The organism is Pseudomonas corni (genome assembly GCF_057128765.1).
This window is the reverse complement of sequence record NZ_JBSKHW010000007.1, coordinates 163,928-187,127: the sequence shown is the minus strand read 5'-3', so window position 1 is coordinate 187,127 and position 23,200 is coordinate 163,928. Positions and strand designations below refer to the sequence as shown.

The window sequence follows — 23,200 nt, the reverse complement described above, 5'->3', positions numbered from 1 at the left end:
CCCCATGAAAATCGAAAACTCTGTAGTACTGGTTACCGGCGCCAACCGTGGTATCGGCCGTACGTTCGTCGAAGAGCTGCTTAAGCGTGGCGCTGCAAAAATCTACGTTGCTGCTCGTGATACCGCCGCTCTCGCTGACTTGCTGAAAAGTGGTGATAGCCGTCTGGTTCCCCTGCCTTTGGATGTCACCGATCCGTATCAGGTAGCTGCTGCCGCTACTGTCGCCACTGACGTGACTCTTTTGATCAACAACGCTGGCTTCGCCGCGTTCGACGGTGCGATCTGCGCACCAACCATGGACGACGCGCGCACTGAGATGGAAGTGAACTACTTCGGTCCATTGGCCCTGACTCGTACTTTCGCACCAATCCTTGCTAAAACCGGTGGCGGCATTATCAACATGCTGTCGATGCTGTCCTTGATCAGTCTCCCGATGGCAGGCACCTACGCCGCATCGAAAGCAGCTGGCCTTTCGCTCAATCGCAGCATTCGTGCCGAGCTGGGTGCACAGGGTACTCAGGTCATCGGTGTTCTCGCTGTTCAGACTGACACCGCCATGGGCGCCAAGCTGCCAGAACCACGCCTCAGCCCGGTTGAAGTTGTGACCGACACGTTGGACGCGCTGGAAGCTGGGACCAACGACGAAGTCGTCGCAGGTGGCCAGTCCCGCGGCATCCATCAGGCCTTCACTGCTGATCCTCAGAAGATTCAAGCAATGATGCTGACCCGTCTGCCAAAACGCGCTTGATCTCTAGCTACTGACGATCGAGGTAATTATGAACTTTATCGAGACGCTGACTCAGCGCAATGCAAAGTTCGCAAAGGACGGATATTCAGCTGATCTGAAAATCATTCCTTTGCGCAAGACGATGATCATCGCTTGTGTCGACCCTCGGGTCGATCCGATGGATGTGCTTAAGTTGGAGCCTGGTGAGGCCGCGATCATCCGCAACGTTGGTGGTCGCGTGAATCCAGCCCTGTTTGAGACGCTGGCCGTACTTCGCACGGTTTCGCGTTTGGGTGGTTCAGAGTTAGGGCAAGGCTGGAACCTGGTCGTATTGCAGCATACTGAATGCGGTATCAAAGGCTGCTTCCACAATGATCCAGGGTTGTTGGCAAAATACCTGGGAGTGCCGACCGAAGATCTGGATGCATTGGCGATCAATGATCCATATGAAGCCGTAGCGATCGATGTGATGGCGCTGCGCGCTAATCCGGACGTCTGCGCAGGGTTTACAGTGACAGGTCTCGTTTACGACATGGCGACAGGTCTTATCAAAACTGTAGTTCCTACGAGTCTGTTGATACCAGAGTAAACACGACTACTAGACAGATTCCTCCGCTCGACGAGAGCGGAGGTTTTTTGCACTTTATGAGAACGTGCCGCGCTTTCTGGCACCAATGATGCTTTCGTTTATGAAATTTGAGGAAGGCTGATAATTGCAATACCGGCACCAGCATACACAGAGGTTGTGCAACTGGCGCCCGATTGGAGCTGGTGACGTAGGGATTGATCCGCGCTGAGCAATACTACAATGAATGCTGACTCTATTTGCAGCAGCGTTGAAACGACGCCATGGATGATCTACAGGATAGTGTCTGAAGAGGAGACAACGATTGGACAGCGCGAATGCCGACCAGGATTTCGAAGCGACACCGGCATTCTGGCGGTCTCAGGAAATGCTGCTATTGCAGCAGGTCACCGGCCTCATGGGGAAAGATCTCACATCCGATAACGTACTCAATGAGATGCTGCATTTACTGTCCGAGCTGCTGGGGTTGAACCGGGGGCGTATCGTCTTGTTCGACGAAAGTTCGAAAGTCGCAAACATTCGTTATGCGTATGGCCTGACGCGTGAAGAAATCAAGCGCGGCGTTTACGCACCTGAAGAAGGGATCACGGGAAGAGTATTGGCGCGCGGTCAATTGATCATCGTGCAGGACATCGACAAGGAACCATCCTTTCTAGGCCGAGTTGTCGAGCGGTCCAAGCTCCCTGCGGGCCCGGTTTCGTTCATCGCGCTGCCGATCATGATCGGGCAGAAGGTAATTGGTGTATTGGCAACTCACCGCATTCGCATGCGTGCACGACCGCTGACGGACGACCTCAGTATTCTGCGAATCCTGGCAACCATGGCGGGGCAGATCCTGCACCTGAGGACCTACGTCAGAGAGAAGACCCAAGCGCTGGAGTTACGTAATCAGCAGCTGGCGCGCGCGCTAGAAACTCGTACCAACAATTACGGAATTGTGGGCACTTCGCCACAGCTGCTCCAAGCCATATCGGAACTTGAGCGAGTTTCAAATTCCACCGCGAGTGTTCTCCTCCTGGGAGAGTCCGGCACAGGTAAAGAGCTGTTCGCACGGGCGCTGCATCTGGCGAGTCCAAGACAAGACAAACCTTTTATCAAGATCAACTGTGCTGCAATCCCGGACACGCTGTTTGAGTCTGAGCTATTTGGATACGAGCGAGGTGCTTTCACGGGTGCGAACAGTGCGAGAGCAGGGTGGTTCGAGCAAGCAGACGGCGGGAGGATATTCCTCGATGAGATTGGCGAGTTACCGCTGTCTATGCAGACCAAGCTACTGCGTACTTTGCAGGAGGGAACGATCACCCGGTTAGGCGGCAAGCGTGAATTGAAAGTTGACGTTCGACTGGTGGCTGCCACGAACCGGGATCTTGCCATCGAAGTGAGCCAAGGGTTATTTCGTCAGGATCTGTACTACCGCTTGAACGTCATCCCGATTCATTTGCCGACGCTGGCAAGCCGCCGCAGCGATATTCCAGCGTTGGCATTACAGTTTCTGAACCGAATCAATCAGGCGAACCAGCGCAATGTCAGTTTCGACGCCTCTGCGATGGAACGTCTGCAACAACACAGCTGGCCCGGAAACATACGAGAGTTGTCGAACCTTATCGAACGTATGGTGCTCTTGGCTGACCAGCCAGTGCTGGACAGTTCAGACATCGAGCGTTTTCTGCCTATCGTCCACGAGGCAACTATCCCTACTGTCGTTTCTACCCCATCGGACTCTTCATTCAACCACGATCTTGTACGGCCCTACGTAGCGGCCAGCTCTCATTCACTTGAACAGCTTCGGCAAGCTGTGCAGCGATGTGGAGGGAATAAATCCCGCGCCGCTCAGATGCTGGGAATGACCGCTCGCCAGTTCAATTATCGATGGAAGAAGATCGCCTTAGGGGATTAAGTGTGGCTCTCAGAATGTCGACATTGTTTACATTGTCGACATTGTTTCAGACGCCACACCGCGACGAATACTATGACCGCAGGCTGGTTACGAATAAATATGCTTGCGCAACCATATGATTTTATTAACTAATAAATTATCTCTATCTCATCGATTCAAATTGGCACATCCGTTGCGATAGTCCATTGGCGAAAGAGCACTGCGTTTTAAGCAGGCTCACTGCTCAAGTCCAATGGAGATCAAACATGTCCACTGCAATCGCCCACACTGTCACCACCTACCTGAAGCCAATCGACCGTGCAGGCCTGGAAGGATTCGCCGAGAAGGGCCGCAACAACCCTCAGATGCGTGGCACCAACAAAGTCCACACCGTCACCCAAGGCATGTTCCGCACCCTGAGCTACGTGGGCGATCACACTCCAGTCGTGGTCGATGAGCCGCTGCACCTGTTCGGCGAAAACACGGCGCCGGCGCCTGGCGAAATCATCTTGTCCGGCCTCGGCGGTTGCCTCGCCGTAGGCATCACCGCTGTCGCCACCTGGATGAACGTCAAACTCAGCAAACTCGAAGTGTTTCTGGAAGGAGACATCGGCAACCCCTCCGCGTGGGGTGCCGGTGGTGCGGAAAAACAGCCGCTGGAAATGGGCTTCCAGGACATCCGCGTGAAAGTGCTGGTGGAAGGCGATGCTTCCCGCGAAACGCTCGATGAAATTGTCCGCCTGGCGAACTTCGCCTCGCCAATGGCCAACACCTTGCGCAATCCGATTCCGTTCAGCATCAGCCTGGCTGAGTGATCGACGGCTATTGGATCAAGCGCACCACAGCTGACGTACACCACTGAGGGAGGAGTTGCCATGAACAACATTGCTGTTGCTTTCGCCGCTGCGGGACGCACCGCAGACTGGAGCGACGACGCCCAAGTGCTTAGCGAAGTAAGTCGCATTGCGACCGGCCCGCTGGCGCAGGCGGCACACCGGATCGATGAAGGTCATTACCCGCTGGATATCATGGCAACCCTCGCACAGGCAGGCGCGTTTGCGGCGCATCTGAAGCAGCAAGGCAATCGCTTCGATGTCGCCATTGGCAGCATGCACGAGGCCAGTCGCAGCTGCGGCTCGACTGGTTTTTTGATGTGGTGCCATGACGTGTGTGGCCTGTACATGGATCAGTCGGACAACACCGCGCTTCTTGGCCGCCTGGAGGCACATACCGAAGGCCTGACGTTCGGCGGTACAGCGCTCTCCAATCCGATGAAGGCCTTGGCAGGTATTGAGACACTCATTCTTCGGGCCCGCAAAGTTGCCGGGGGATATGTGGTCAATGGCGCGTTGCCCTGGGTCAGTCACATCAACCGTGGGCAATACTGCGGCGCTATAGCGGGTGTGGAGCGAGATGACGGTTCGATCTCTCACGAGATCATGTTCATGCTCGACATCGATGAGCGTGTCGAACTCAAGACCTGCCCTGAGTTTTCCGGCATGGAAGGCACCAGCACTTTTGGTATCCGCCTGGTCGATTTTTTTGTCGCGCAGGACAACTTGATTGCCGACCCTGCGCGACCTTTTATTCAACGCATTCGTGCCGCTTTCATCCTGCTTCAGTCGGGGATGGCCACCGGCGTCACACAAGGCAGCATCGACTCGATACGTGAAGTCGAGTCGACGCTTGGCCACGTGAATCAGTTCCTGCACAACGGCCCGGACGAGTTGCAGTTTGAACTCGACGATCTGAATAGCCGGGTTCTGAAGCTGTGCCGAACCCCGTACGAAACCAGTAAGGACTACTTGCTCGACGTCCTCGATGCAAGGGTGCAGGGCGCCGAACTGGCACTCAAGGCATCGCAATCGGCGTTACTGCACCAAGGCGCTCGTGGCTATCGGATGAGTGCCGCTCCACAGCGCAGGATCCGTGAGGCGCACTTCGTTGCCATCGTGACGCCCGCCATCAAACACCTGCGTTGGGAAATGGCGCGATTGATGAAAGAGGAGATGCCAGCATGAGCGCGCTGACCAAACCCTGGCTGCAATTCATTTGCCGAGCGTGCGGCTTGATCTACGACGAAGAGCTGGGTGATCCAGACAGCGGCCTGCCGCCGGGCACCCGTTTTGAAGACATTCCGGATGATTGGGAATGTCCGCTTTGCGGGGTGACCAAGACCGATTTCGAGTTGTTCATCAAACGTGATGTCGAGGCGGTGAGCCACGTGCCGAGCGCCCATCGCGGCACCGGGATTGTCGTGGTCGGCGGCGGTCTGTCAGGCTGGGCGATGGTCGAGGCCATTCGTGAACTGGACGGCTTGGTGCCTATTACTCTGGTCAGCGCCTGCAACGGAAACCGCTACCACAAACCTGAATTGTCGCTGGCGGTCAGTCGCGGACAAACCGCGCATTCACTGGTGCGTGAAACCGCGAAAGATGCTGCCGCACGCCTAGGCGTGCGGTTGTACGCCGAGACGTCGGTGGTAGGGCTGACCCCCGCGTTGCATCAGCTGCGCACCACCCGTGGCACCCTCAATTACACCAGGTTGGTATTGGCTCAGGGCGCTCGCCCGGCTCTGCCCGCTGCGTTGCCGCCAGGCTTGTGCTGGCGCGTCAACAACCTCAACGAATGGTCGGGATTGCAAGATCGTTTGAGCCAGGGCCCGCAACGTATCGCCATCGTCGGCGCAGGGATGGTCGGCTGTGAACTGGCCGAGGATTTCGCCCGGGCCGGACACAGTGTCACCTTGATTGATCGCAATCCTCTGCCACTGACCGGCCTGTTGCCTGACCTGGCCGCAGAGCTTTTGCTGAGCAGCCAGCAGCGTCTCGGCATCGCATTCGTTGGTAGCGTGCAGGTCGCAGGAATTAAGGGCGTTTCCAACGGCGTAAAGACCCTGGCAACCGAATGCGGCCGGCAATTGGAGTTCGATCAAGTAGTCGCTGCTACCGGCCTGATTACCGATGGCCGATTGGCCCGCAACGCCGGACTGGCATTCGATCGAGGCATTCAGGTCGATCCAGCCACGTTGATGACCAGCGACCCTGACATTCACGCCTTGGGCGATTGCATCAGCCTTGCGGGCATGCCGTGCCGATTCGTCGAGCCGATCTCGTTGCAGGCTAACGTGATAGCTCATGCGTTGCTCGGTAAGGCACACGAAGGCTACGTCCATGTGCAGCCGGTCATTCGTTTGAAAACCAGGTCGCTGCCTATTGTGTTGCGCGGGCTGCCATCAGCGGCCGGCACTTGGCGTGTCGTCGAACAAGGGGAGGGGCATCTTCGGATGGAGCAGGACCTCGATGGCCTCATGGCCTCTACATTGCAGGTTGGACAGGCTGCGGCCTGACCCTCACTTTCCAAAAGGACACTGGGCATGAGCGACGAAAACTTTTACCGCCCGTACAGCACCGATTCGACGTTGTCGGGCTGCACCTGCGGACAGCACGCCAGCCAGCAGGCGCATGATGCTGGTGCCGAAAGCTCTCGCACAGCGCGCGGGCAAGACGCAGACGTGCTGTCCCGGGATTTCGTCGAAGCTGCTGCGATCCGCGCGTTGTTTCCCAACGACAACACCCGTCGCCGCTTTCTGAAGGCCGTAGGTATCGGCGCGGCCATTGCGGCCATCAATAGCCTTCTGCCGATTCAAGCGATGCAGGCCATGGCTGAAGACAAGCCCGGCGCACTGGAAAAGAAAAACCTGAAGATCGGTTTTATCCCGATCAACTGTGCCACGCCGCTGATCATGGCTGACCCGCTGGGCTTGTATAAGGCGCAGGGTCTGAATGTCACGCTGCAAAAAACGGCAGGCTGGGCGCTGGTTCGCGACAACATGCTTAACGGCGAGCTGGATGCCTCGCACTTTCTCGCGCCGATGCCGCTAACCATCTCACTGGGTCTTGGCTCCAATGCTCAGCCGATGCGTGTTGCGAGCATTCAGAACACTAACGGTCAGGCCATCACCCTGGCGCTCAAGCACAAGGACAACCGCGATCCCCGCAACTGGAAGGGCTTCAAATTCGCCATCCCGTTCGAGTTCTCGATGCACAACTTCCTGTTGCGCTATTACCTGGCCGAGCATGGCGTTGATCCGGACCGCGACGTGCAGCTTCGAGTGACGCCCCCCGCAGAAATGATCGCCAACCTGCGCGCGGGCAACATCGATGGCTTCCTTGGCCCCGATCCTTTCAACCAGCGGGCTGTTTACGACGAAATCGGCTTCATCCACATCCTCTCGAAGGAAATCTGGGACGGTCACCCATGCTGCTCGTTCGGCACGTCACAGAAATTCATCGAAGAAAACCCGAACACCTTTGCCGCCTTGTACCGGGCCATTCTCAACGCCGCCGCGATGGCCCGCGACCCGGCCAACCGGACGATGATCGCGCAGACCATCTCAACCCCGAATTACCTGAACCAGCCGGAGATTGTCATTCGCCAAGGGCTCACCGGGCGTTTCGCCGACGGATTGGGCGTGGTTCAGGACGATCCTCGGCGCTCGGACTTCGACCCTATGCCTTGGTATTCGATGGCGACCTGGATGCTCACTCAGCTCAAACGCTGGGGCTACATCAAGGGCGACATGGATTTTAACGGCATTGCCGAGCAGGTGTTCCTGATGACCGATGCGCGTCGCCAGATGCATGAGCTGGACATGCGTGAGGCCAGCGCCGAACCGCTATCGGGCTACAAAGCGTTTTCAGTCATGGGCCGCCCGTTCGACCCGACTCAACCCAAGGCCTATCTCGATGGGTTCGCGATCAAGCGCGCGTAAAAGGAGCTTTCGATGAAATCACTAAGATTCAGGGCGGCTCTGCTGTCACTGGCGATGCTCTCGGGCTTGCTGCTGGTATGGCAGATGGCAACGTTACCGGCGGCTAAATCGGCGAAGGTGGCGATGGACGAGGAATACGCGATGCTGATGGGCAAGAGTCTCACCAGCGAGCAGCGCAAAGTCAGCGGTTTTCCGACGCCTGCGCAGTTTTCGACACTGGCGTTCAAGCAACTGAGCGACCCGTTTTATGACCGAGGCCCGAACGAGAAGGGCATTGGTATTCAGTTGGCGTACTCGCTCGCAAGGGTGGCCGTCGGTTACCTAATCGCCTTACTTGTCGCCATACCGCTGGGCTTTGCCATCGGCATGTCGCCGCTGCTGTACCGCGCCCTCGATCCGTTCATCCAGGTGTTGAAACCGATCTCGCCCTTGGCCTGGATGCCGATTGCGCTTTACACCATCAAGGACTCATCGATCTCGGCCATCTTCGTGATCTTCATTTGCTCGGTATGGCCGATGTTGATCAATACCGCATTCGGCGTGGCAGCGGTGCGCAAGGACTGGCTCAACGTGGCGCGTACTCTGGAAGTCAGCCCGCTGAGGAAGGCATTCATGGTGGTGTTGCCCGCGGCCGCGCCGACGATCATCACCGGCATGCGGATTTCCATGGGCATTGCCTGGCTGGTCATCGTCGCCGCCGAGATGCTCATCGGGGGTACGGGCATTGGATATTTTGTCTGGAACGAGTGGAACAACCTGTCGTTGTCCAACGTGATCTTCGCGGTCCTCATGATTGGTGTGATGGGCATGCTCCTGGATTTGCTGTTCGCCGCCCTGCAAAAAAAGGTGACTTATGCTGAATGAAACCACCAGCCGCACACCTGCGTTCGTCAAGGTAGAAGGGCTTACCAAGCGTTATCGGCCGGACCTCCCGCCGGTGTTCGAAGACATTAGTTTCTCAATCCAGCGTGGCGAGTTCGTATGTGTGATCGGCCACTCCGGTTGCGGCAAGAGCACCATCCTGAACATCCTCGCCGGTCTTGATGAGGCCAGCAGCGGCACAGTGGTTATGGGTGGTCGCGAGATTTCCGGCCCCAGTTTGGACCGTGGCGTAGTGTTTCAAAATCACGCGCTGCTGCCCTGGATGACAGTGGATCAGAACATTGCGTTCGCCGTGCGCTCCCGTTATCCCGATTGGTCCAAGGCCCAAGTGGCTGAACATGGCAAACGCTTCCTGGAGATGGTCGGGCTTAAAGGGGCAGGGCAGAAGAAGCCCAGCGAACTGTCCGGTGGTATGAAGCAGCGTGTCGGTATCGCACGTGCGTTCTCGGTCGAACCCCAGATGCTGCTGCTCGATGAGCCCTTCGGCGCACTCGATGCACTGACTCGCGGGGTGATTCAGGATGAACTGCTGAGCATTTGTTCAGCCACCCAGCAGACCGTTTACATGATCACCCATGATGTCGATGAAGCCATTCTGCTGGCCGACAAGATCATGCTCATGAGCAATGGCCCTCACGCCCGTATCGCCGAGATAGTGGTCAACACCTTACCGCGTGATCGCTCACGCGAAACCATCCACCATGACCCGCAGTTCTATCGCATCCGTAACCACCTGGTGGATTTCCTGGTCCGTCGTTCCAAGACGATTCAGGAGCAAACCGCGCAGTCCGGCACGTTGACTGACCCACTGATCGTTTATCCCGGCTTACCCGACGACAGTCCGCCCCCAGGGCCTGATAACCCGTCTGATTCGAAGCTGCGAATTGTCGCCTGAGTCACCGTTTAATCTTTTAGCTGCACAACTCAATCAGAGAGGTTTTCCATGATTTCCAATCGCGACCAAGTAACCCAGTTGATCCTCGCTGCCAAGGTTCGTAAGGACCTGAAGTGGTGTGACGTTGCGGCAACCATCGGCCTGTCCAAAGAATGGACGACTGCCGGCTGCCTGGGGCAGATGAAGTTCGATAAGGTGCAGGCCGAGACGCTCGGTAAGGTGTTCGAACTATCGGATGAGGCAGTGGCGTGGTTGCAGGTCGTTCCCTACAAAGGCTCTCTGCCGACCGCAGTGCCGACCGACCCACTGATCTATCGCTGGTACGAAATGGTCAACGTCTACGGCACCACGATCAAGGAACTGATCCATGAGGAGTTCGGCGACGGCATCATGAGTGCCATCGATTTTTCGATGGATATTCAGCGCGAATCGGACCCTAAGGGTGATCGCGTCAACGTTGTGCTGTCAGGCAAATTCCTGCCGTACAAGAGTTATTGATCTCGGACAGGCGGGTGCAGTCTCTTGCAGCCAGCCAACTGTAAGCGTGTTGAGTGGCTGACAGATTAGATCTCGAAAGCACTCATCCCCGCCAGAATGCTTGGTCTTGCACGCATACGTTCAAACCATTGCTGGAGTTTTGGCAGCTTGTCCCATGGCAAACGGTCTTCAATGGTTGCCGCGAGAGTGAAGGCTGATATGTCTGCCATTGAGAACGACCCACCGGCCATATAGGCCTCGGTCAGAAAATCTTCCGCCAGTAGGAGGTGCTGCACCGCTCGATAGTCGAGTGGTGCAGCAGCGTCTCTAAGTCCGACACGTCTGAGAAAAAATGCAGCATGACTGTTAGCAATTACATCTGTGACAAAGAAGAAATAGCGGTCAAGCACCCTGAAACGATCTGGCCCGGTCTCTATAGGGGAAAGCATCCCCGGCGCCTTGGCGTCGGCATATTGGATGATGGCGTTCGACTGGTTGATGACTAGCGAGGGTGTGAAGTTATGGTCTACCAGCGTAGGTACCTTGCCTGCCGGATTAAGCGCTGTGAACGGCGGCTGCATGTGCGCTCCGGCGCGAAGATCGACGTGCTGCACAGTGAAGGGGATACCTGCTTCTATCAATGCGATGGCGGCACGAAAACAGTTACCGGTCTGCGCGCCATAGAGTTCGATCATGTCATGCATGGAAGCGCCTCTCATGAAAGTGTGGGGGAAACGGTCACGGCAACTACGTCATTCGAAACTGGCACAGCGAAGTGGGGGCAGTCATATGCTTATAGGCAATAACGTCATGGTCGAACCATTCCTGGACGAGGATACGTCCACGTTCAGCTATTTGTTGCTGGATCAGATGGCAGGTCGTTGCGCAATTATAGATAGCGTTCTGAATTTCGACCCCAAGTCGGGTCACACGCATACTCGATCGGCCGACGCTATTATTTCGAGAGTGCTGCAATTGGGCGTGTCGGTGGAATGGATACTCGAAACCCATGTGCACGCCGACCACTTCTCCGCCGCGGCCTATTTGAAGGACCGCCTCGGAGGAAATATTGCAATAGGGAGTCGGATCACAGAGGTTCAAGAGACGTTTGGAACGCTATTTAACGAGGGGGATGACTTCAAGCGAGACGGTAGCCAGTTTGATGTCCTGTTTGAAGATGGGGAGGCATTCTCTGTAGGAACGCTTAGTGCCAGCGCGATGCATACCCCAGGGCATACGCCAGCCTGTATGACCTATGTGATTCATGTTGAGGGTGAGGTCTTGGCTTTTGTCGGTGACACCCTATTCATGCCGGACTACGGGACTGCCCGTTGTGATTTTCCCGGAGGTGATGCTCGGACCTTATTTCGCTCCGTTGAAAAGATCCTGACCCTGCCTGCCACCACGCGGATTTTCATGTGCCACGATTACTGCCCAAATGGTCGCCCCATTAAGTGCATGACGACGGTGGAAGCTCAGCACCTCACCAATATCCATATCCATGGGAGTGGGAGCGAAGACGACTTCGTGGCGATGCGGGAAGCCCGCGACGCAACGCTTGCTATGCCGACTCTTATCTTGCCATCGGTGCAGGTCAACATGAGAGGTGGCCATTTTCCAGAGCCTGAAGCGAATGGCATTAGATACCTGAAAATACCGATGAACACACTCTGAATCCATGGCTGCGACAGGCACGTTTATGGCGTTGACCAAATACGGTTGGCTTTTCGGATTCGCAAGCCTTGAAGCGCTTGTCCGCTGTAGGGAATCGGAATGATTGGACACGATGCATTGAGCGTTTTGCTGGGTGTTTTCATCGGTGCCATTCTTGCCTTGACGGGTGCGGGCGGAGGAATTCTCGCAGTACCCGTTCTGATTTTTGGACTTGGTTTATCGATGAACCAAGCCGCTCCCATTGCCTTGCTAGCCGTTGGACTCTCGGCTTCAGTTGGCGCGTTATTAGGTTTGCGACAAAGGGTAGTCCGCTATCGCGCCGCGGTCGTTATTGCTGCGGCTGGAGTCGCTGTAGCGCCGCTGGGGATTTACATCGCCCAACGAGTTCCAAACGCGCCATTGGCGTTGGCGTTCGCCGTCGTTTTGATGGGGACGTGTTTACGCATGTTGCACAAAGCGATGCGAGGTTCTGGCAATTCGCAACAGTCACAAAGGCGCGAGTCTATGGCTTGTGTTCTTAATCCGGTCGGGGGTCGTTTGCGCTGGACGCTACCCTGTGTTCGAGCACTCACATTCACCGGGCTTCTGTCAGGCATGTTGTCTGGACTGTTAGGCGTCGGGGGAGGTTTTGTCATCGTTCCTGCGCTGACACGCTGCACTAACCTGGATACCAAAAGCATCACTGCAACGTCGCTAGCGGTTATTGCCCTAGTCTCGAGCGGCAGTGTAGTGGGCGCGGCCCTGACGGGTACGTTGAATTGGCTGATCGGAATACCGTTTGCGGCGGGCGCCGTCCTTGGCTTGATTGGCGGTCGACACGTTGCAGATCACTTGGCTGGGCCGCGCTTGCAACAGGCTTTTTCAGTGACCGGCATATTCGCTGCCGCGTTGCTCGCTCATCATGCGTTGTCTCAATAAGCACGACTCAGACGACTCAGCTATCGATGCCGTTTCATAGCGTCGATGCTCGCCAGATCCGGCTGGGTCATTTGTCGAAGCTGCGCGCGTGTTTCGTAACGAATTCTTTTACAGTCATCGGCTGACTGCCTGTCAATGACGAGAAGTCATCTGTCATACGCGCGTAACGACCGGCTCGGTGGAGGTTGCCCATAGTCGCGAGATGATCGAGAACATGCTCCGAAAGGCCCGCATCCTTAATTCCCTCTCGCCATTTATCGACAGGCACATCCACATAGTCGATCTGTCGTCCAAGGGACTGCGTGAACATCTGCGCGTAGTAATCCATGTCCTTGCATTCCGGCCCCGTGAGGTGATACGTCGAGCCGATGTGGGGTGAGGGATCAGCGAGAAGCACTGCGACTGCTGCGGCCACATCGGCAGCAGCAATAGGGGAAGTTTCACCTTTGCCAAACGGTACTCGAATCTGATCATGATTCTTGATAGAGGGTGAGGAAAATTTAAGGAAGAAACCGTCCATGAAAACCGTTGGGCGCACTGTGATTACCGGAAGTCCCGACCAGTTGAGCAACTGCTCAGCCAACCAGTGGAACTTCTGCTGGGGGCTATCAGTGGTCTCGGTAATGCTCATTTGAGAGACGGTCATCTGGGACATGTTCACAAATGCTTCCACGCCAAGGTGCTTGGCGACCGCCGCTGCATTAACCGTCGCTTGGAGGTAGTCCTGTGAAACGGACATCCCGAAATACATAGCACCGCATCCTTTGATAATGCGATGCATATCTTCCAGATTCAACAGATCGCCCACCACGACCTCCGCACCTTGATCCCTAAGAGCCTGGGCTCGCTCATCATCGCGATGAACCATGGCACGTACTGCTCGCCCTTTTTCGAGCAGCAGCGAGGTCACAGTATTGCCCACTGCGCCGATGCTGCCGGCGGCTCCAGTCACGAGAATAGGCTTTTGATTGCTCATGATTTCATCTCCAAAGTGATACGTATGCCGAGGGGCACACGAGGTATATTTCGATCATCATGCTAAGTTTAGGTTTCAACTAAAAATCGCGCTTATGAATACGCGGCAGTAACGGGTGAGTTCAGTGAAGGTATGACTTAAAAGGAGGGATCAATGACATTGCAGAGGGTGGGGCTTGAATCCATGATGGGTTTGCTGGACATGAAAATGATCCCACCTAGGCCATCCCTGCGTCGGTAACTGAGCTTGCAGGCTGGTTACCGCTCCACGGGATCAAACATCGCTACTCGTGTTGCATCCTTTGAGAGGTTCGTATGAGCAAGCCCTTGATTTTGGTTACCGGAGCCACAGGTTCTACCGGCCGTTTCACAATTGACGACCTGTTGCTACACGACGCCAATGTCCGAGCCCTGGTTCATAGTGACGACGATCGGGCGGCGGCATTACGAGCGCGAGGCGTCGAAGTGGTCATCGGCGATTTGCTCGACCCAGAGTCCTTGCGCCCGGCGCTTGCGGGCGTGGATCGAGCCTACTTTGTCTACCCGGTCAGAGCACAATTGATGGAGGCCACCGCTTATTTCGCCTATACGGCTGCCGAGGCCGGTGTGGGATCAATCGTCAACATGTCCCAAATATCCGCCAGACGTGACGCTGCCAGTGATGCTGCACGCCAGCATTGGTTTGCTGAAAAAGTATTTGATCGTTGTGGCGTACCGGTCACCCACCTTCGCCCCACGTTCTTTATGGAATGGCTGAAGTACCCGTTCCAGCTTCCACTGATTCGCGAAAAAAATATTTTGAGCGTCCCCGCAGGAGAAGGGCGCCATGCTCCGATTGCCGCCGTTGATCAGGGTCGGGTGATTTCTGCCATTCTTCGAAACCCAGAACCGCATGCAGGCCAGACGTATCGCCTCTATGGCGCTGTCGAAATGAATCACGCTGAGGTAGCTGGCGTGCTTAGCGAAGTACTCGGAAGAAAGATCGAGTACGTCAACGAAACGATGGAGCATTTTGAAACTCGGTTGAAAAATGTCGGCTCGATCCAACCGCACAGAATTCAGCATTTTCTAGGCGTTTATGTTGATTACCAGAATGGGATCTTTGCTGGCACCAACGATGTTGTGCAGCGACTCACAGGCCAGGCGCCTATCACCGTTGAGGAGTACGTAGACCACAATCGAAAGGATTTTGAACCTTAGGCCCCTGTTGAGTTGCGCGGCTGTTACTGAAGGACGCGAGGTCGCACCGCAATGCCAGGAATAATCCAACTACCCAGAGAACCCATTATGAGCAGCCCTAATTACCCCGCAAATCAATCGGCATTGATCTTCGTGGATGTGCTGAATGAGTTTCTGGCAGAAGATGGAAAACTTCATGGCGCGATTCGGCCGATGCTGGAGAAAACCGAATTAATCGCCAACCTGCAACGCCTGTTGGATGGCGCTAGGGCCACAGGGGTAAAGATATTCTTCTCACCGCACGGCCTGGATGAACATAGCTTCGACGACATACGCCATCTGCATCCGCGCTTTCAGATGGCCATGGATAATCAGATGTTCTGGAAGGGAAGTCGGGGTGCGCAGTTCTTTGAGCCTCTTCGTCCCCGTCCGCACGAATTTGTCGTGAGTCACCATAGGATATTCAGCTCATTTCAGGGGACTGACTTGCAAGTCCAACTGCAGCGAGAGGGCATCGAGAAAGTGGTGATTGCAGGTCTCACGTCTCAGACCTGTGTTGAAGGAACCGGACGCGATGCCCTTGAGGCCGGATACCACGTAACCTTCCTCACGGATGCCGTCGCCGATTTTTCTGAGCAAGCTCACCGGGCTGCTCTTGACGTTTCGTATCCTACGTTTGGTCATGAAACGCTCACCGTGAGCCAATTTCTTGCAGCTGTTGAGCCTTCCAAAGCATGAACTCGCTTTAACCATATCCACTCATCACTCGTTCTAGATCAGCACCAGAAAAGGCGGGTGTAGCGCTGGCATCTCACGGGTGTAGCACCAACAGCTTTGCCTCCATTCGCTGAACGGCGTGCGCGTCTTGATTTAGGGTTTCGCTTTGGACGATAACAACCCCACGATCTTTAAACGCTTCTATCGGCGTAAAACTATACCTTCAGATAGCTGTTTCAACGCTTGAAGCGAGCCTACACTAGGCATCGGTGGGAGCATGCGCACGGCCGCAACGCCCTAATGCTTAAGCGAACTCTCCGATTTTCCATGCACACCTTAAGCCTGTCGCAGTTTAAGGTCGTGGGAAGCAAGTGTCCTCCAGCCTATCTTGGTTTGGTGACTGGAGCAGTAATCACTTCAGAGGCTGTCCAGAAATGACTACTCCATCGCCCCAAGCGCTCCCTCCAGTACCGACCACCCATATTTTAGCGATCGGGAAGTTTTCGTCCCCACCCACGCTGGAAACGATTAAGTCTTTGATGCCACGGGAGGTGTCTGAAACAGCGCAACTCTATCTCGAAGGCAAGATTGTTCAATGGTTTTCCAGGCAGGATGAAAGCGGAGTTGTTTTTCTGCTGAATGTCGTAGATTTGGAAGAAGCGCATAATCTGCTTGAAGCTCTTCCGTTGGGCCAGGCAGGACTAATGACGTTCGATCTGATACCGCTAGGTCCACTAAAACCGCTTCGCTTCCTCTTGAAAACTTTTTAATCCCAGTCCCGTACAGCTTCTTGCGCAGGGACCAGATTCACGTATATCGGTACCTGGCTGGTGGTATCGATTCAAGGTCTATAACTGTCAATAGTAGCGAGGAGACTGTGACGGTTGTCTGCTATGACAGATAGAAAAGAATCTACTTTGGACGCATAGCCGGGCGGTGGCGCTACCCAGCGCCAAGCAGTTCTCGCTTCTAGTTGACGCGAGTTACCCCACTGGAATATCCCCCTGGATGTGGAGCACGCTCATCTTCTTATGCGGAGTGTGCGTGCTGATACTGTTGAGTGAGTGGCAGTAAAGGAGGGAACTACGTCATGGCGTCAAAAGGCGCGCAGACGCAACATATGCCTACCAGCTCATGTGAGCGCCGAGCGACCATCGTTCTGAAAGATTGAGGAGAATGCTGCTCTGCGTTCTTAAAGGGTGAAAGGGTGAAAGGGTGAAAGGGTGAAAGGGTGAACCCTAACTGTGTAGCTCTTTCTTTAAAAAAAGCTTCCACTAAACCCGCCTATGTGGCGGAACAACTTGTGAGGATAGATGATGAAAAATGTACAACGATTTTTCGCTTCATTGGCCAGCATGTTTGCAGTTGCGATCGCGTTAACCGTAGTGCCGGCGTTTTCTCTGTTTGCTAATGCTGCGCCGCTTCCCAAGGTACCAACCACCAAGATTATTGCTATCGGAACGGTCACTCCTGGGGCAACTCAAGAGGCGATTAGCAAGGTACTGCCACAAGAGGTTCGCGAAACTGTTCAGCTCCACCTTGATGGGAAAATTGAACAGTGGAATGTCCGTAATGACCGACTCGGTGTCGTTTTCGTTCTGAACATGACTGACGTTGAGGAGGCACGGACCATCTTTGCAAAAATGCCGCTGGACAGAGCAGGGCTGATTTCGTTTGAATTTATTCCGGTGGGACCTTTGTCACCACTGTCATTGCTGCTGAGTACACCCCCTAAGCAATGATAGCGCCCTATTTACTTAAATAGTTAGCCGACAGTTGGCAATCGAGATAAGCGTCAGCATGGATATGCTTGCAGACTCGTTGCAACCTTTCCGCTCTGTTCTTAGGACTACTTAAAGTAATTGCACTGCTGGGTTTATTCGCCATCAGCCAAATTAGCTAGCTCGATCAACTATGCTTTCCATATCTGGAGGCATCACTTTAAATTTCACTGGAGATTAAAATGGACAGTCGTTTATTGTTTTTATCGAGTGTTGTTCTTAGCTCTGCCGCATGGATATTTGTTTCAATCAATTATATCTGGCCACGCATCAAGAGTGTTCAGCTGATCGATGCTGCACGCCTACTACTGACATTTCATCTGTTTAGATTTGTGGGCGCATCATTTCTAATACCAGGTGTCGCCGGAACTTCACTATCGATCGACTTCGCAAAACCAGCCGCCTTCGGCGATCTGATCGCCACTGTGCTGGCCTGGGTCGCGTTGGCACTCCTGAATCGGAAGGGTGGGGCTGCCGCATTGTGGGTATTCAACATATGGGGCTTTGGTGATCTGATATATGCGTTCTACAAGGGGGCATTTGGGCCCGGCTTTGATGCAGGATTCTTAGGTGCAACCTTCTACGTTCCTACCGTTTACGTACCGCTGCTCGTTTGCTCTCACCTTATGATCTTCCTACTACTTTTGGGAAAAGTGCGAGCGAAAACAGCTTGAGTTTGAAAGAAGGCTCGACCTCTCGTTGAAAACGTGATGGCAAGGCTGCGGCAAAAGAGCCGCAACCTGTAACCACGTTTTGGACGCTGATTCCCGCGCTGCGAACTCAAGCCGTGAGTAGTGCAAGCGCAGCGCTAAGATTGCAAATCGACGTCAACCGCGCAGGCCTTTAGTCGCCAGCGCAGGGAGAGATGAGGCTGGTCGCATTGCTAGCTGGCCGGGTAATTTTTTACTACAGACGGCCGAGCAGACTCGAAATTTGTGTGTGATGCCAATCCGCGTCATGGTTTTTTCGTACTACCACTGAAAGACATTTCTGATATTCACCAAGCGTAATCGAAGAGGTTCCTGGCAAAGGAGGCCTTTAGGCGAAGCCTGGAAGGTCTTTGGCGTTGTATGGAGCAACAGTAGCCTGAAACATAATTTAACATAATATACGTTATGCGAACCTTGACTATCAGTGCTCAGGGCACTGGGTGACGAGATTTGATGGCATGCAATGCCTCTCACTCATCCCCCCAGACCAGCTCGCTGCTTGGCGATGTAACTCATAACAGATGCGTCCTGTGATCCACGCTCCTTGTGATATCCAACCGCGTTGGCCAACGTCCAGCGCAGCATCCCTATCAGAACCGGATCAAAAAATTTCGCGCTGTCGGACTCATACGGATATCGGCTGTTTGTGAATACATTGCGGTACCTCTCGAAGCAATCCGCTTGACTGTCCAAGTCAAGGCTGCGGCGGATCTGATCAGGAACGGAATAAAACAGTGTTAGCAAATCATGTTTGTCGGGGCTATTTCGCTTGGATTTGCCGATGCTCAGCAGCTGCTGGTTGGCCTTGGCAAGCGCCGCCATTTCCAGCTTGTATGTTTCGCCAGATGTCCCTTGATTTTGATCAGGCAATGAGATGAAGCTTTTGAGCAGGATTCCCAGGCCAATTGCCGCATTGACTTGTGCAACCTGGGGCAAGTGTTGAGCGTCCAGTAACTCGGCCGCTTTCAGGTAACTATGAGCACATTCAAGGATCCAGCCTGGGAAGTGATCCATGGATGTTATTCCCAATTCATTGGCGCCATAGCTGATACCGGCCCTCTTTGGAGAAGGCCGTTTAAGGGTAAGTTACAACTATTTAATCTGGTGCCCTTTTTTCTTTTCTTATGCCATATGGTTATAACTAAACTAAATGTCCGTTTAGTAGAGCTATTGTAACTTTCAGGCAAATTTAATAATTAACAGTGATGCTGGACCGCGTGCGCGACTTGGCTAGCGCCCTAAACAACTCCCCCGCCGGAGCGCCTTACAATCTTGATCGTGTACTTGAGATTGGGTTTGCGCGTTACGCTGATCGCCCTGCGCGTCACCGTATCGAGGGTGATATTCCAGAAGCCGCTGCTGGGGACGACGATTCTGGCCGGAAACTTCTCGAAGGCGCCGCCGTGATAAACGTGACGCCCAGCATTCTTGAAACTGCGAAAACTGGAGTCGGTCATCAGCCTGATGTTGCAAGGGTTCGAGCACTCGATGATGACGATGTCACCTTCGTTCAAGTGCTCGCGCTGGTGAATGAATTTCATGGAATCTCGAACCGCCTAAGCGAAAAATTGATGATGATAACTCCGGCGCTCAAAGGTACCCAGTATCGTTTTAGGCAGACGTGACCGTCTGCCGATCTATCTGTCAGCTATGCCAATGCTCCACTACCCCGCCTCTGTCGCCCATCACAGGATCGGTGTGAGGAAATTGCAGTTGGGCAATCTGTTGGATCTGTGCGGGCGTGGCTGGATCACGATTGATATCGCCCTCCTGTCCCGGCGGGTAGGCGCCGACTACCATGAAGTCGTCGCTGGAACCGAGATTGCAATGCCCGGTCCCGGCAGGCAGCAGCAACACATCCCCGGCCTTGACTTCGACCACGTGGCCGTTCGGTCCACCCAGCATCAGCCGCGCATGGCCAGCATAGACACCAAGCACCTCATGCCCGCGTGTGTGGTAGTGGTGATAGGTGAACACTCCGTAGCGCCATTGCGGCGGCCAGCCGTTGGCCATAAACGTGCGCTCCAGCAACGATGCGAAGTCGCTGCCGCTCACGCCCGATGCGGCGGGATAAATCAGCACGGGTAGCGTCGGGTTGTTAGGAATGCCGCCGTTGGCCTTCAGCATCAGAGTCTGTACAGCGGAGAAGGCTAGCGCCTGTTTCATCGTCAATGCTCCAATGCCCAGCAGGCTCAGTAAAGTGAGGGTATTGAACTGACGTCGTGCCAGCGCCATGGTTCGAACTCCTGTCGGGTAAAAGTAAATCTGTACGATGCGGATGCGAGGTGAACGTCAGAGCGCCAGGTAGCAATCGTTGTACAGTGGGTTGGCGTGACGAACCCTGGTTCGCCGGATAGACTGTCGCTGTGGCTGTCCCTTAATTGGAAGATGTGTCGGCTGTCATCAGAACGCCCGCTCTTTTCGTCAACTGGCAGAGCCAATGACCCCTGAACTTCGCGTTAACCTGACCAACTGCGATCGCGAGGCGATCCACATACCGGGCAGCATCCAGCCACACGGGTGTCTGCTGGCCTGCGACGCGTCAGCGAGCATTGTCTTGCGCCATTCGGCCAATGCCCCGCCCATGTTGGGATCGTCGAGCGATTTGAACGGACAGCGACTGGAGTCAGTTCTCGGCGTAGAACTTGCCCACACAGTACGCAACTCTCTGGCGCGCACCAAAGAGGCGTCTCGTCCGGTGCTCACGTTCGGGGCGACACTCGCATCAGGCAGAGCATTCGATATCTCGGCGCACGTGTTCAAGGGCATGGCCATCATCGAGTTCGAGCCATGGGGTCCGAGTGTCGCAGAACCCATTGAACTTGCGCGCATCATCATCGCTCAGGTGCGCGAGATCGACCAGACCGACAGGCTCTTTCGGGACGCAGCAAAACTTGTACGTGCCATGCTCGGCTACGACCGAGTCATGATCTACCAGCTGGGCACTGACGGTGCTGGAAAGGTAATCGCCGAAGCAAAGCGCAGTGATCTCGAAAGCTTCAGGGGTCAGTACTTCCCTTCTTCAGATATACCCCAGCAGGCACGCGCCCTTTATCTGCGCAATCCCATACGTATCATCTCCGATGCCAAGGGTGAAACCGTCTCCCTCGTGCCGGTGCTGGACCTGTCGGGTGAGCCCATTGATCTGTCATACGCCCACCTGCGCAGTGTCTCGCCTATCCACTGTGAGTACCTGTGCAACATGGGCGTGGGCGCTTCGATGTCGATCTCGATCATTGTCGACGGCGCCCTTTGGGGTCTGATCGCTTGCCACCATTACGCGCCGCGGTCTTTGGCAATGGGCCAGAGAGTGGCGGCTGAAATGTTCGGCGAATTCCTGTCCATGCACGTCGAGACGTTACGAGCCAGGCAAAAACTTGAAGCTGCCGCCCATGCTCGCCAACTTCTGGACACGCTGCTTCGCGACGCCAACCGCGCCACGGAGATAGACGATTTCCTGCGTTCTCGCATGTCTGATTTCAAGGCATTGATACCCTGCGACGGCATCGGAATGTCGCTCGCCGGCCAGTGGGTTGCTGATGGCTTGACCCCTACCCACTTGCACGTCCCGGCATTGCTGCGTTTCGTTGAAGGTGTCGCGGAAGGCCGGACCTGGGCCTCCAACCGACTTTCAATGGCGCACGCTATTGCCCAAGATTACGCCGCGGACGTTTCCGGTGTGCTGGTGATTCCGATGTCGCAGCACCCCAGGGACTATCTGATCCTGTTCAGAAAGGAGGTGGTGGAGACGCTTGACTGGGCCGGTGATCCGAACAAAACCTACGAGACCGGTCCGCTGGGCGAGCGACTGACCCCGCGCAAGAGCTTCGCCGTCTGGAAAGAAACAGTGCATCAGCAATCTATTCCCTGGAGTGAACAGGATCGCCAGTTCGGAGAAGCCATACGCGTGGCGATTGTCGAGGTCGTGCTCCACAACAGCGAGCTTCTCTCCGTCGAGCGCTCGAAGGCGGACGTCCGTCAACGGATGCTTAATGAAGAGCTGAACCACAGGGTCAAGAACATACTCGCCCTGATCGGGGCACTTGTAGCTCATCCTGCAACGGAGGGACAGACCCTAAACGGCTACGTTGCGACGCTTAAAGGTCGGATTCACGCGCTGTCGCTGGCCCACGATCAGGTCGTGCGTGGCGACGGCGGCGGAAGCCTGCGGGCGTTGCTCAACGCGGAGCTTTCGCCGTATCGCATCTCCGCGGACGCCATCGAGCTTACTGGGCCCAATGTCGTACTCGATGCACGCGCTTATTCCGTCATGGCGCTTGTTCTCCACGAATTGGCAACGAATGCTGCGAAGTACGGCGCGCTATCGCGGGCAGCCGGGGCGCTGGCGGTGACCTGGTCGATTGATGCCGCAGGCGCTTGCGACATCACATGGCGCGAAAGTGGCGGCCCAACTGTCATTACGCCCAGCCGCATCGGCTTCGGCTCAGTGCTGATTGACCGTAGCATCCCGTTTGACCTGGGTGGAACGAGCACCATTGAGTTCCTGCCCAAGGGTCTTCAGGGCCATTTCAGGATACCGGCGAAACATCTTACCCTTGCCGACCTCGTCGAGACCCCGCACCCCACGGCGGTAAGCCCGTTACCGGGCATGGACTTCGGCAATCTGGTCAATACCTGCGTCCTGATACTTGAAGACCAACTGGTGATTGCGGTTGGGCTCGAACAAATCCTGGCCGATGCCAATATAGAAGATGTGATCACGACCGGCTCTGAAGCCGAAACGATGCAACTGCTCGCTCACAGAAAACCAGATGTCGCGGTGCTGGACATCAATTTGGGCACCGGAACCTCCATAGCAGTCGCCGAAGAGCTGACACGGCTGAACATCCCTTTCCTCTTCGCAACGGGCTACGGCGACAGCATCATCATCCCCGAGCACCTGAAACAGGTACCCGTGGTACGCAAACCCTACGATGGCATCTCGATCCTCATGAACCTGCAAAACCTGATTCATCCCCAGTTTTGATCGGCCAGGACTCCTGCGAAAGGCGCTTGGCGAATCAAGATG

The 23,200-nt window shown here is 55.1% G+C and carries 23 protein-coding genes; 18 read left to right on the top strand and 5 right to left on the bottom strand.

The window, feature by feature from the left end:
- Window positions 1-4: 4 nt before the first annotated feature.
- The 10 genes from ACWKV9_RS13310 (at window position 5) to cynS (ending at window position 10,238) form a co-directional block, all read left to right on the top strand.
- Complete coding sequence (locus tag ACWKV9_RS13310) at window positions 5-748, top strand: SDR family NAD(P)-dependent oxidoreductase (protein WP_483836579.1); 744 nt, start codon at window positions 5-7, stop codon at window positions 746-748.
- Window positions 749-776: 28 nt separating this feature from the next.
- Window positions 777-1,316 carry a carbonic anhydrase gene (locus ACWKV9_RS13305; protein ID WP_483836578.1) on the top strand — a complete coding sequence of 180 codons (540 nt, stop codon included), beginning with the start codon at window positions 777-779 and terminating at the stop codon, window positions 1,314-1,316.
- A 301-nt stretch (window positions 1,317-1,617) separates the two neighbouring features.
- Window positions 1,618-3,210: a sigma-54 interaction domain-containing protein gene (locus ACWKV9_RS13300; RefSeq protein ID WP_483836577.1), complete on the top strand. Its 1,593-nt coding sequence runs from the start codon at window positions 1,618-1,620 to the stop codon at window positions 3,208-3,210.
- Window positions 3,211-3,455: 245 nt separating this feature from the next.
- Window positions 3,456-4,004, top strand: a complete 549-nt coding sequence (locus tag ACWKV9_RS13295) for an OsmC family protein (RefSeq protein WP_483836576.1) — start codon at window positions 3,456-3,458, stop codon at window positions 4,002-4,004.
- 60 nt (window positions 4,005-4,064) lie between these two features.
- Window positions 4,065-5,210, top strand: coding sequence for an acyl-CoA dehydrogenase (locus tag ACWKV9_RS13290; protein WP_483836575.1), 1,146 nt, complete (start codon window positions 4,065-4,067; stop codon window positions 5,208-5,210).
- On the top strand, window positions 5,207-6,538 hold the full coding sequence (locus ACWKV9_RS13285; protein ID WP_483836574.1) for an FAD-dependent oxidoreductase: 1,332 nt from the start codon (window positions 5,207-5,209) through the stop codon (window positions 6,536-6,538). The genes ACWKV9_RS13290 and ACWKV9_RS13285 overlap by 4 nt, the downstream gene beginning before the upstream one ends.
- Window positions 6,539-6,565: 27 nt before the next feature.
- Window positions 6,566-7,963 (top strand): CmpA/NrtA family ABC transporter substrate-binding protein, encoded by a 1,398-nt coding sequence (locus ACWKV9_RS13280; RefSeq protein WP_483836573.1) that lies wholly within the window; start codon window positions 6,566-6,568, stop codon window positions 7,961-7,963.
- A 12-nt stretch (window positions 7,964-7,975) separates the two neighbouring features.
- Window positions 7,976-8,827 (top strand): nitrate ABC transporter permease, encoded by an 852-nt coding sequence (gene ntrB, locus ACWKV9_RS13275; RefSeq protein WP_483836572.1) that lies wholly within the window; start codon window positions 7,976-7,978, stop codon window positions 8,825-8,827.
- Window positions 8,817-9,740: an ABC transporter ATP-binding protein gene (locus ACWKV9_RS13270; RefSeq protein WP_483836571.1), complete on the top strand. Its 924-nt coding sequence runs from the start codon at window positions 8,817-8,819 to the stop codon at window positions 9,738-9,740. The genes ntrB and ACWKV9_RS13270 overlap by 11 nt, the downstream gene beginning before the upstream one ends.
- 48 nt (window positions 9,741-9,788) lie before the next feature.
- Entirely contained in the window at window positions 9,789-10,238 is a 450-nt protein-coding gene (cynS, locus tag ACWKV9_RS13265) for a cyanase (protein WP_483836570.1), read from the top strand.
- Between the two features lie 65 nt (window positions 10,239-10,303).
- Here the strand turns inward: cynS and ACWKV9_RS13260 are convergent, their stop codons facing one another.
- Window positions 10,304-10,921, bottom strand: a complete 618-nt coding sequence (locus ACWKV9_RS13260; protein ID WP_483836569.1) for a glutathione S-transferase family protein — start codon at window positions 10,919-10,921, stop codon at window positions 10,304-10,306.
- Window positions 10,922-11,006: 85 nt separating this feature from the next.
- Here ACWKV9_RS13260 and ACWKV9_RS13255 point away from each other — a divergent pair, with 85 nt between their 5' ends.
- Both ACWKV9_RS13255 and ACWKV9_RS13250 read left to right on the top strand, forming a co-directional pair.
- On the top strand, window positions 11,007-11,891 hold the full coding sequence (locus ACWKV9_RS13255; protein WP_483836568.1) for an MBL fold metallo-hydrolase: 885 nt from the start codon (window positions 11,007-11,009) through the stop codon (window positions 11,889-11,891).
- Window positions 11,892-11,990: 99 nt separating this feature from the next.
- A complete protein-coding gene (locus ACWKV9_RS13250) occupies window positions 11,991-12,809 on the top strand; it encodes a sulfite exporter TauE/SafE family protein (RefSeq protein ID WP_483836567.1) in 819 nt (272 codons plus the stop codon).
- A 67-nt stretch (window positions 12,810-12,876) separates the two neighbouring features.
- On the opposite strand, the gene ACWKV9_RS13245 is transcribed toward ACWKV9_RS13250, so the two are convergent.
- Entirely contained in the window at window positions 12,877-13,785 is a 909-nt protein-coding gene (locus ACWKV9_RS13245) for an NmrA family NAD(P)-binding protein (RefSeq protein ID WP_483836566.1), read from the bottom strand.
- A 314-nt stretch (window positions 13,786-14,099) separates the two neighbouring features.
- Here ACWKV9_RS13245 and ACWKV9_RS13240 point away from each other — a divergent pair, with 314 nt between their 5' ends.
- The 5 genes from ACWKV9_RS13240 to ACWKV9_RS13220 all read left to right on the top strand — a co-directional run bounded on the left by ACWKV9_RS13240 (window position 14,100) and on the right by ACWKV9_RS13220 (window position 18,135).
- A complete protein-coding gene (locus ACWKV9_RS13240) occupies window positions 14,100-14,984 on the top strand; it encodes an NmrA family NAD(P)-binding protein (RefSeq protein WP_483836565.1) in 885 nt (294 codons plus the stop codon).
- 87 nt (window positions 14,985-15,071) lie between these two features.
- Window positions 15,072-15,701, top strand: a complete 630-nt coding sequence (locus tag ACWKV9_RS13235; protein ID WP_483836564.1) for a cysteine hydrolase family protein — start codon at window positions 15,072-15,074, stop codon at window positions 15,699-15,701.
- 413 nt (window positions 15,702-16,114) lie between these two features.
- A complete protein-coding gene (locus ACWKV9_RS13230) occupies window positions 16,115-16,450 on the top strand; it encodes a hypothetical protein (protein WP_483836563.1) in 336 nt (111 codons plus the stop codon).
- A 546-nt stretch (window positions 16,451-16,996) separates the two neighbouring features.
- Window positions 16,997-17,422, top strand: coding sequence for a hypothetical protein (locus ACWKV9_RS13225; protein WP_483836562.1), 426 nt, complete (start codon window positions 16,997-16,999; stop codon window positions 17,420-17,422).
- A gap of 221 nt (window positions 17,423-17,643) precedes the next feature.
- The gene (locus ACWKV9_RS13220; RefSeq protein WP_483836561.1) at window positions 17,644-18,135 is read left to right on the top strand and encodes a hypothetical protein; all 492 of its coding nucleotides are present in this window, start codon (window positions 17,644-17,646) and stop codon (window positions 18,133-18,135) included.
- Window positions 18,136-18,645: 510 nt separating this feature from the next.
- On the opposite strand, the gene ACWKV9_RS13215 is transcribed toward ACWKV9_RS13220, so the two are convergent.
- The 3 genes from ACWKV9_RS13215 to ACWKV9_RS13205 form a co-directional block, all read right to left on the bottom strand.
- The gene (locus ACWKV9_RS13215; protein ID WP_483836560.1) at window positions 18,646-19,185 is read right to left on the bottom strand and encodes a hypothetical protein; all 540 of its coding nucleotides are present in this window, start codon (window positions 19,183-19,185) and stop codon (window positions 18,646-18,648) included.
- A 224-nt stretch (window positions 19,186-19,409) separates the two neighbouring features.
- Window positions 19,410-19,712: a DUF1883 domain-containing protein gene (locus ACWKV9_RS13210; RefSeq protein ID WP_483836559.1), complete on the bottom strand. Its 303-nt coding sequence runs from the start codon at window positions 19,710-19,712 to the stop codon at window positions 19,410-19,412.
- A 103-nt stretch (window positions 19,713-19,815) separates the two neighbouring features.
- Window positions 19,816-20,406: a cupin gene (locus ACWKV9_RS13205; protein WP_483836558.1), complete on the bottom strand. Its 591-nt coding sequence runs from the start codon at window positions 20,404-20,406 to the stop codon at window positions 19,816-19,818.
- A 205-nt stretch (window positions 20,407-20,611) separates the two neighbouring features.
- On the opposite strand from ACWKV9_RS13205, the gene ACWKV9_RS13200 reads away from it, so the two are divergent.
- Window positions 20,612-23,158: an HWE histidine kinase domain-containing protein gene (locus ACWKV9_RS13200; protein WP_483836557.1), complete on the top strand. Its 2,547-nt coding sequence runs from the start codon at window positions 20,612-20,614 to the stop codon at window positions 23,156-23,158.
- The last annotated feature ends 42 nt before the right edge of the window (window positions 23,159-23,200 follow it).

Excerpts from the sequence above, each read along its gene's own strand:
- ACWKV9_RS13255 (WP_483836568.1), top strand. The coding sequence starts at position 11,007 with ATGCTTATAGGCAATAACGTCATGGTCGAACCATTCCTGGACGAGGAT.
- ACWKV9_RS13230 (WP_483836563.1), top strand. The coding sequence starts at position 16,115 with ATGACTACTCCATCGCCCCAAGCGCTCCCTCCAGTACCGACCACCCAT.
- ACWKV9_RS13245 (WP_483836566.1), bottom strand. The coding sequence starts at position 13,785 with ATGAGCAATCAAAAGCCTATTCTCGTGACTGGAGCCGCCGGCAGCATC.
- ACWKV9_RS13295 (WP_483836576.1), top strand. The coding sequence starts at position 3,456 with ATGTCCACTGCAATCGCCCACACTGTCACCACCTACCTGAAGCCAATC.
- ACWKV9_RS13270 (WP_483836571.1), top strand. The coding sequence starts at position 8,817 with ATGCTGAATGAAACCACCAGCCGCACACCTGCGTTCGTCAAGGTAGAA.
- ACWKV9_RS13240 (WP_483836565.1), top strand. The coding sequence starts at position 14,100 with ATGAGCAAGCCCTTGATTTTGGTTACCGGAGCCACAGGTTCTACCGGC.
- ACWKV9_RS13205 (WP_483836558.1), bottom strand. The coding sequence starts at position 20,406 with ATGGCGCTGGCACGACGTCAGTTCAATACCCTCACTTTACTGAGCCTG.
- ACWKV9_RS13250 (WP_483836567.1), top strand. The coding sequence starts at position 11,991 with ATGATTGGACACGATGCATTGAGCGTTTTGCTGGGTGTTTTCATCGGT.
- ACWKV9_RS13225 (WP_483836562.1), top strand. The coding sequence starts at position 16,997 with ATGAAAAATGTACAACGATTTTTCGCTTCATTGGCCAGCATGTTTGCA.
- ACWKV9_RS13215 (WP_483836560.1), bottom strand. The coding sequence starts at position 19,185 with ATGGATCACTTCCCAGGCTGGATCCTTGAATGTGCTCATAGTTACCTG.
- ACWKV9_RS13285 (WP_483836574.1), top strand. The coding sequence starts at position 5,207 with ATGAGCGCGCTGACCAAACCCTGGCTGCAATTCATTTGCCGAGCGTGC.
- cynS (WP_483836570.1), top strand. The coding sequence starts at position 9,789 with ATGATTTCCAATCGCGACCAAGTAACCCAGTTGATCCTCGCTGCCAAG.
- ntrB (WP_483836572.1), top strand. The coding sequence starts at position 7,976 with ATGAAATCACTAAGATTCAGGGCGGCTCTGCTGTCACTGGCGATGCTC.
- ACWKV9_RS13280 (WP_483836573.1), top strand. The coding sequence starts at position 6,566 with ATGAGCGACGAAAACTTTTACCGCCCGTACAGCACCGATTCGACGTTG.
- ACWKV9_RS13305 (WP_483836578.1), top strand. The coding sequence starts at position 777 with ATGAACTTTATCGAGACGCTGACTCAGCGCAATGCAAAGTTCGCAAAG.
- ACWKV9_RS13235 (WP_483836564.1), top strand. The coding sequence starts at position 15,072 with ATGAGCAGCCCTAATTACCCCGCAAATCAATCGGCATTGATCTTCGTG.
- ACWKV9_RS13210 (WP_483836559.1), bottom strand. The coding sequence starts at position 19,712 with ATGAAATTCATTCACCAGCGCGAGCACTTGAACGAAGGTGACATCGTC.
- ACWKV9_RS13310 (WP_483836579.1), top strand. The coding sequence starts at position 5 with ATGAAAATCGAAAACTCTGTAGTACTGGTTACCGGCGCCAACCGTGGT.
- ACWKV9_RS13200 (WP_483836557.1), top strand. The coding sequence starts at position 20,612 with ATGACCCCTGAACTTCGCGTTAACCTGACCAACTGCGATCGCGAGGCG.
- ACWKV9_RS13220 (WP_483836561.1), top strand. The coding sequence starts at position 17,644 with ATGGACAGTCGTTTATTGTTTTTATCGAGTGTTGTTCTTAGCTCTGCC.
- ACWKV9_RS13290 (WP_483836575.1), top strand. The coding sequence starts at position 4,065 with ATGAACAACATTGCTGTTGCTTTCGCCGCTGCGGGACGCACCGCAGAC.
- ACWKV9_RS13260 (WP_483836569.1), bottom strand. The coding sequence starts at position 10,921 with ATGCATGACATGATCGAACTCTATGGCGCGCAGACCGGTAACTGTTTT.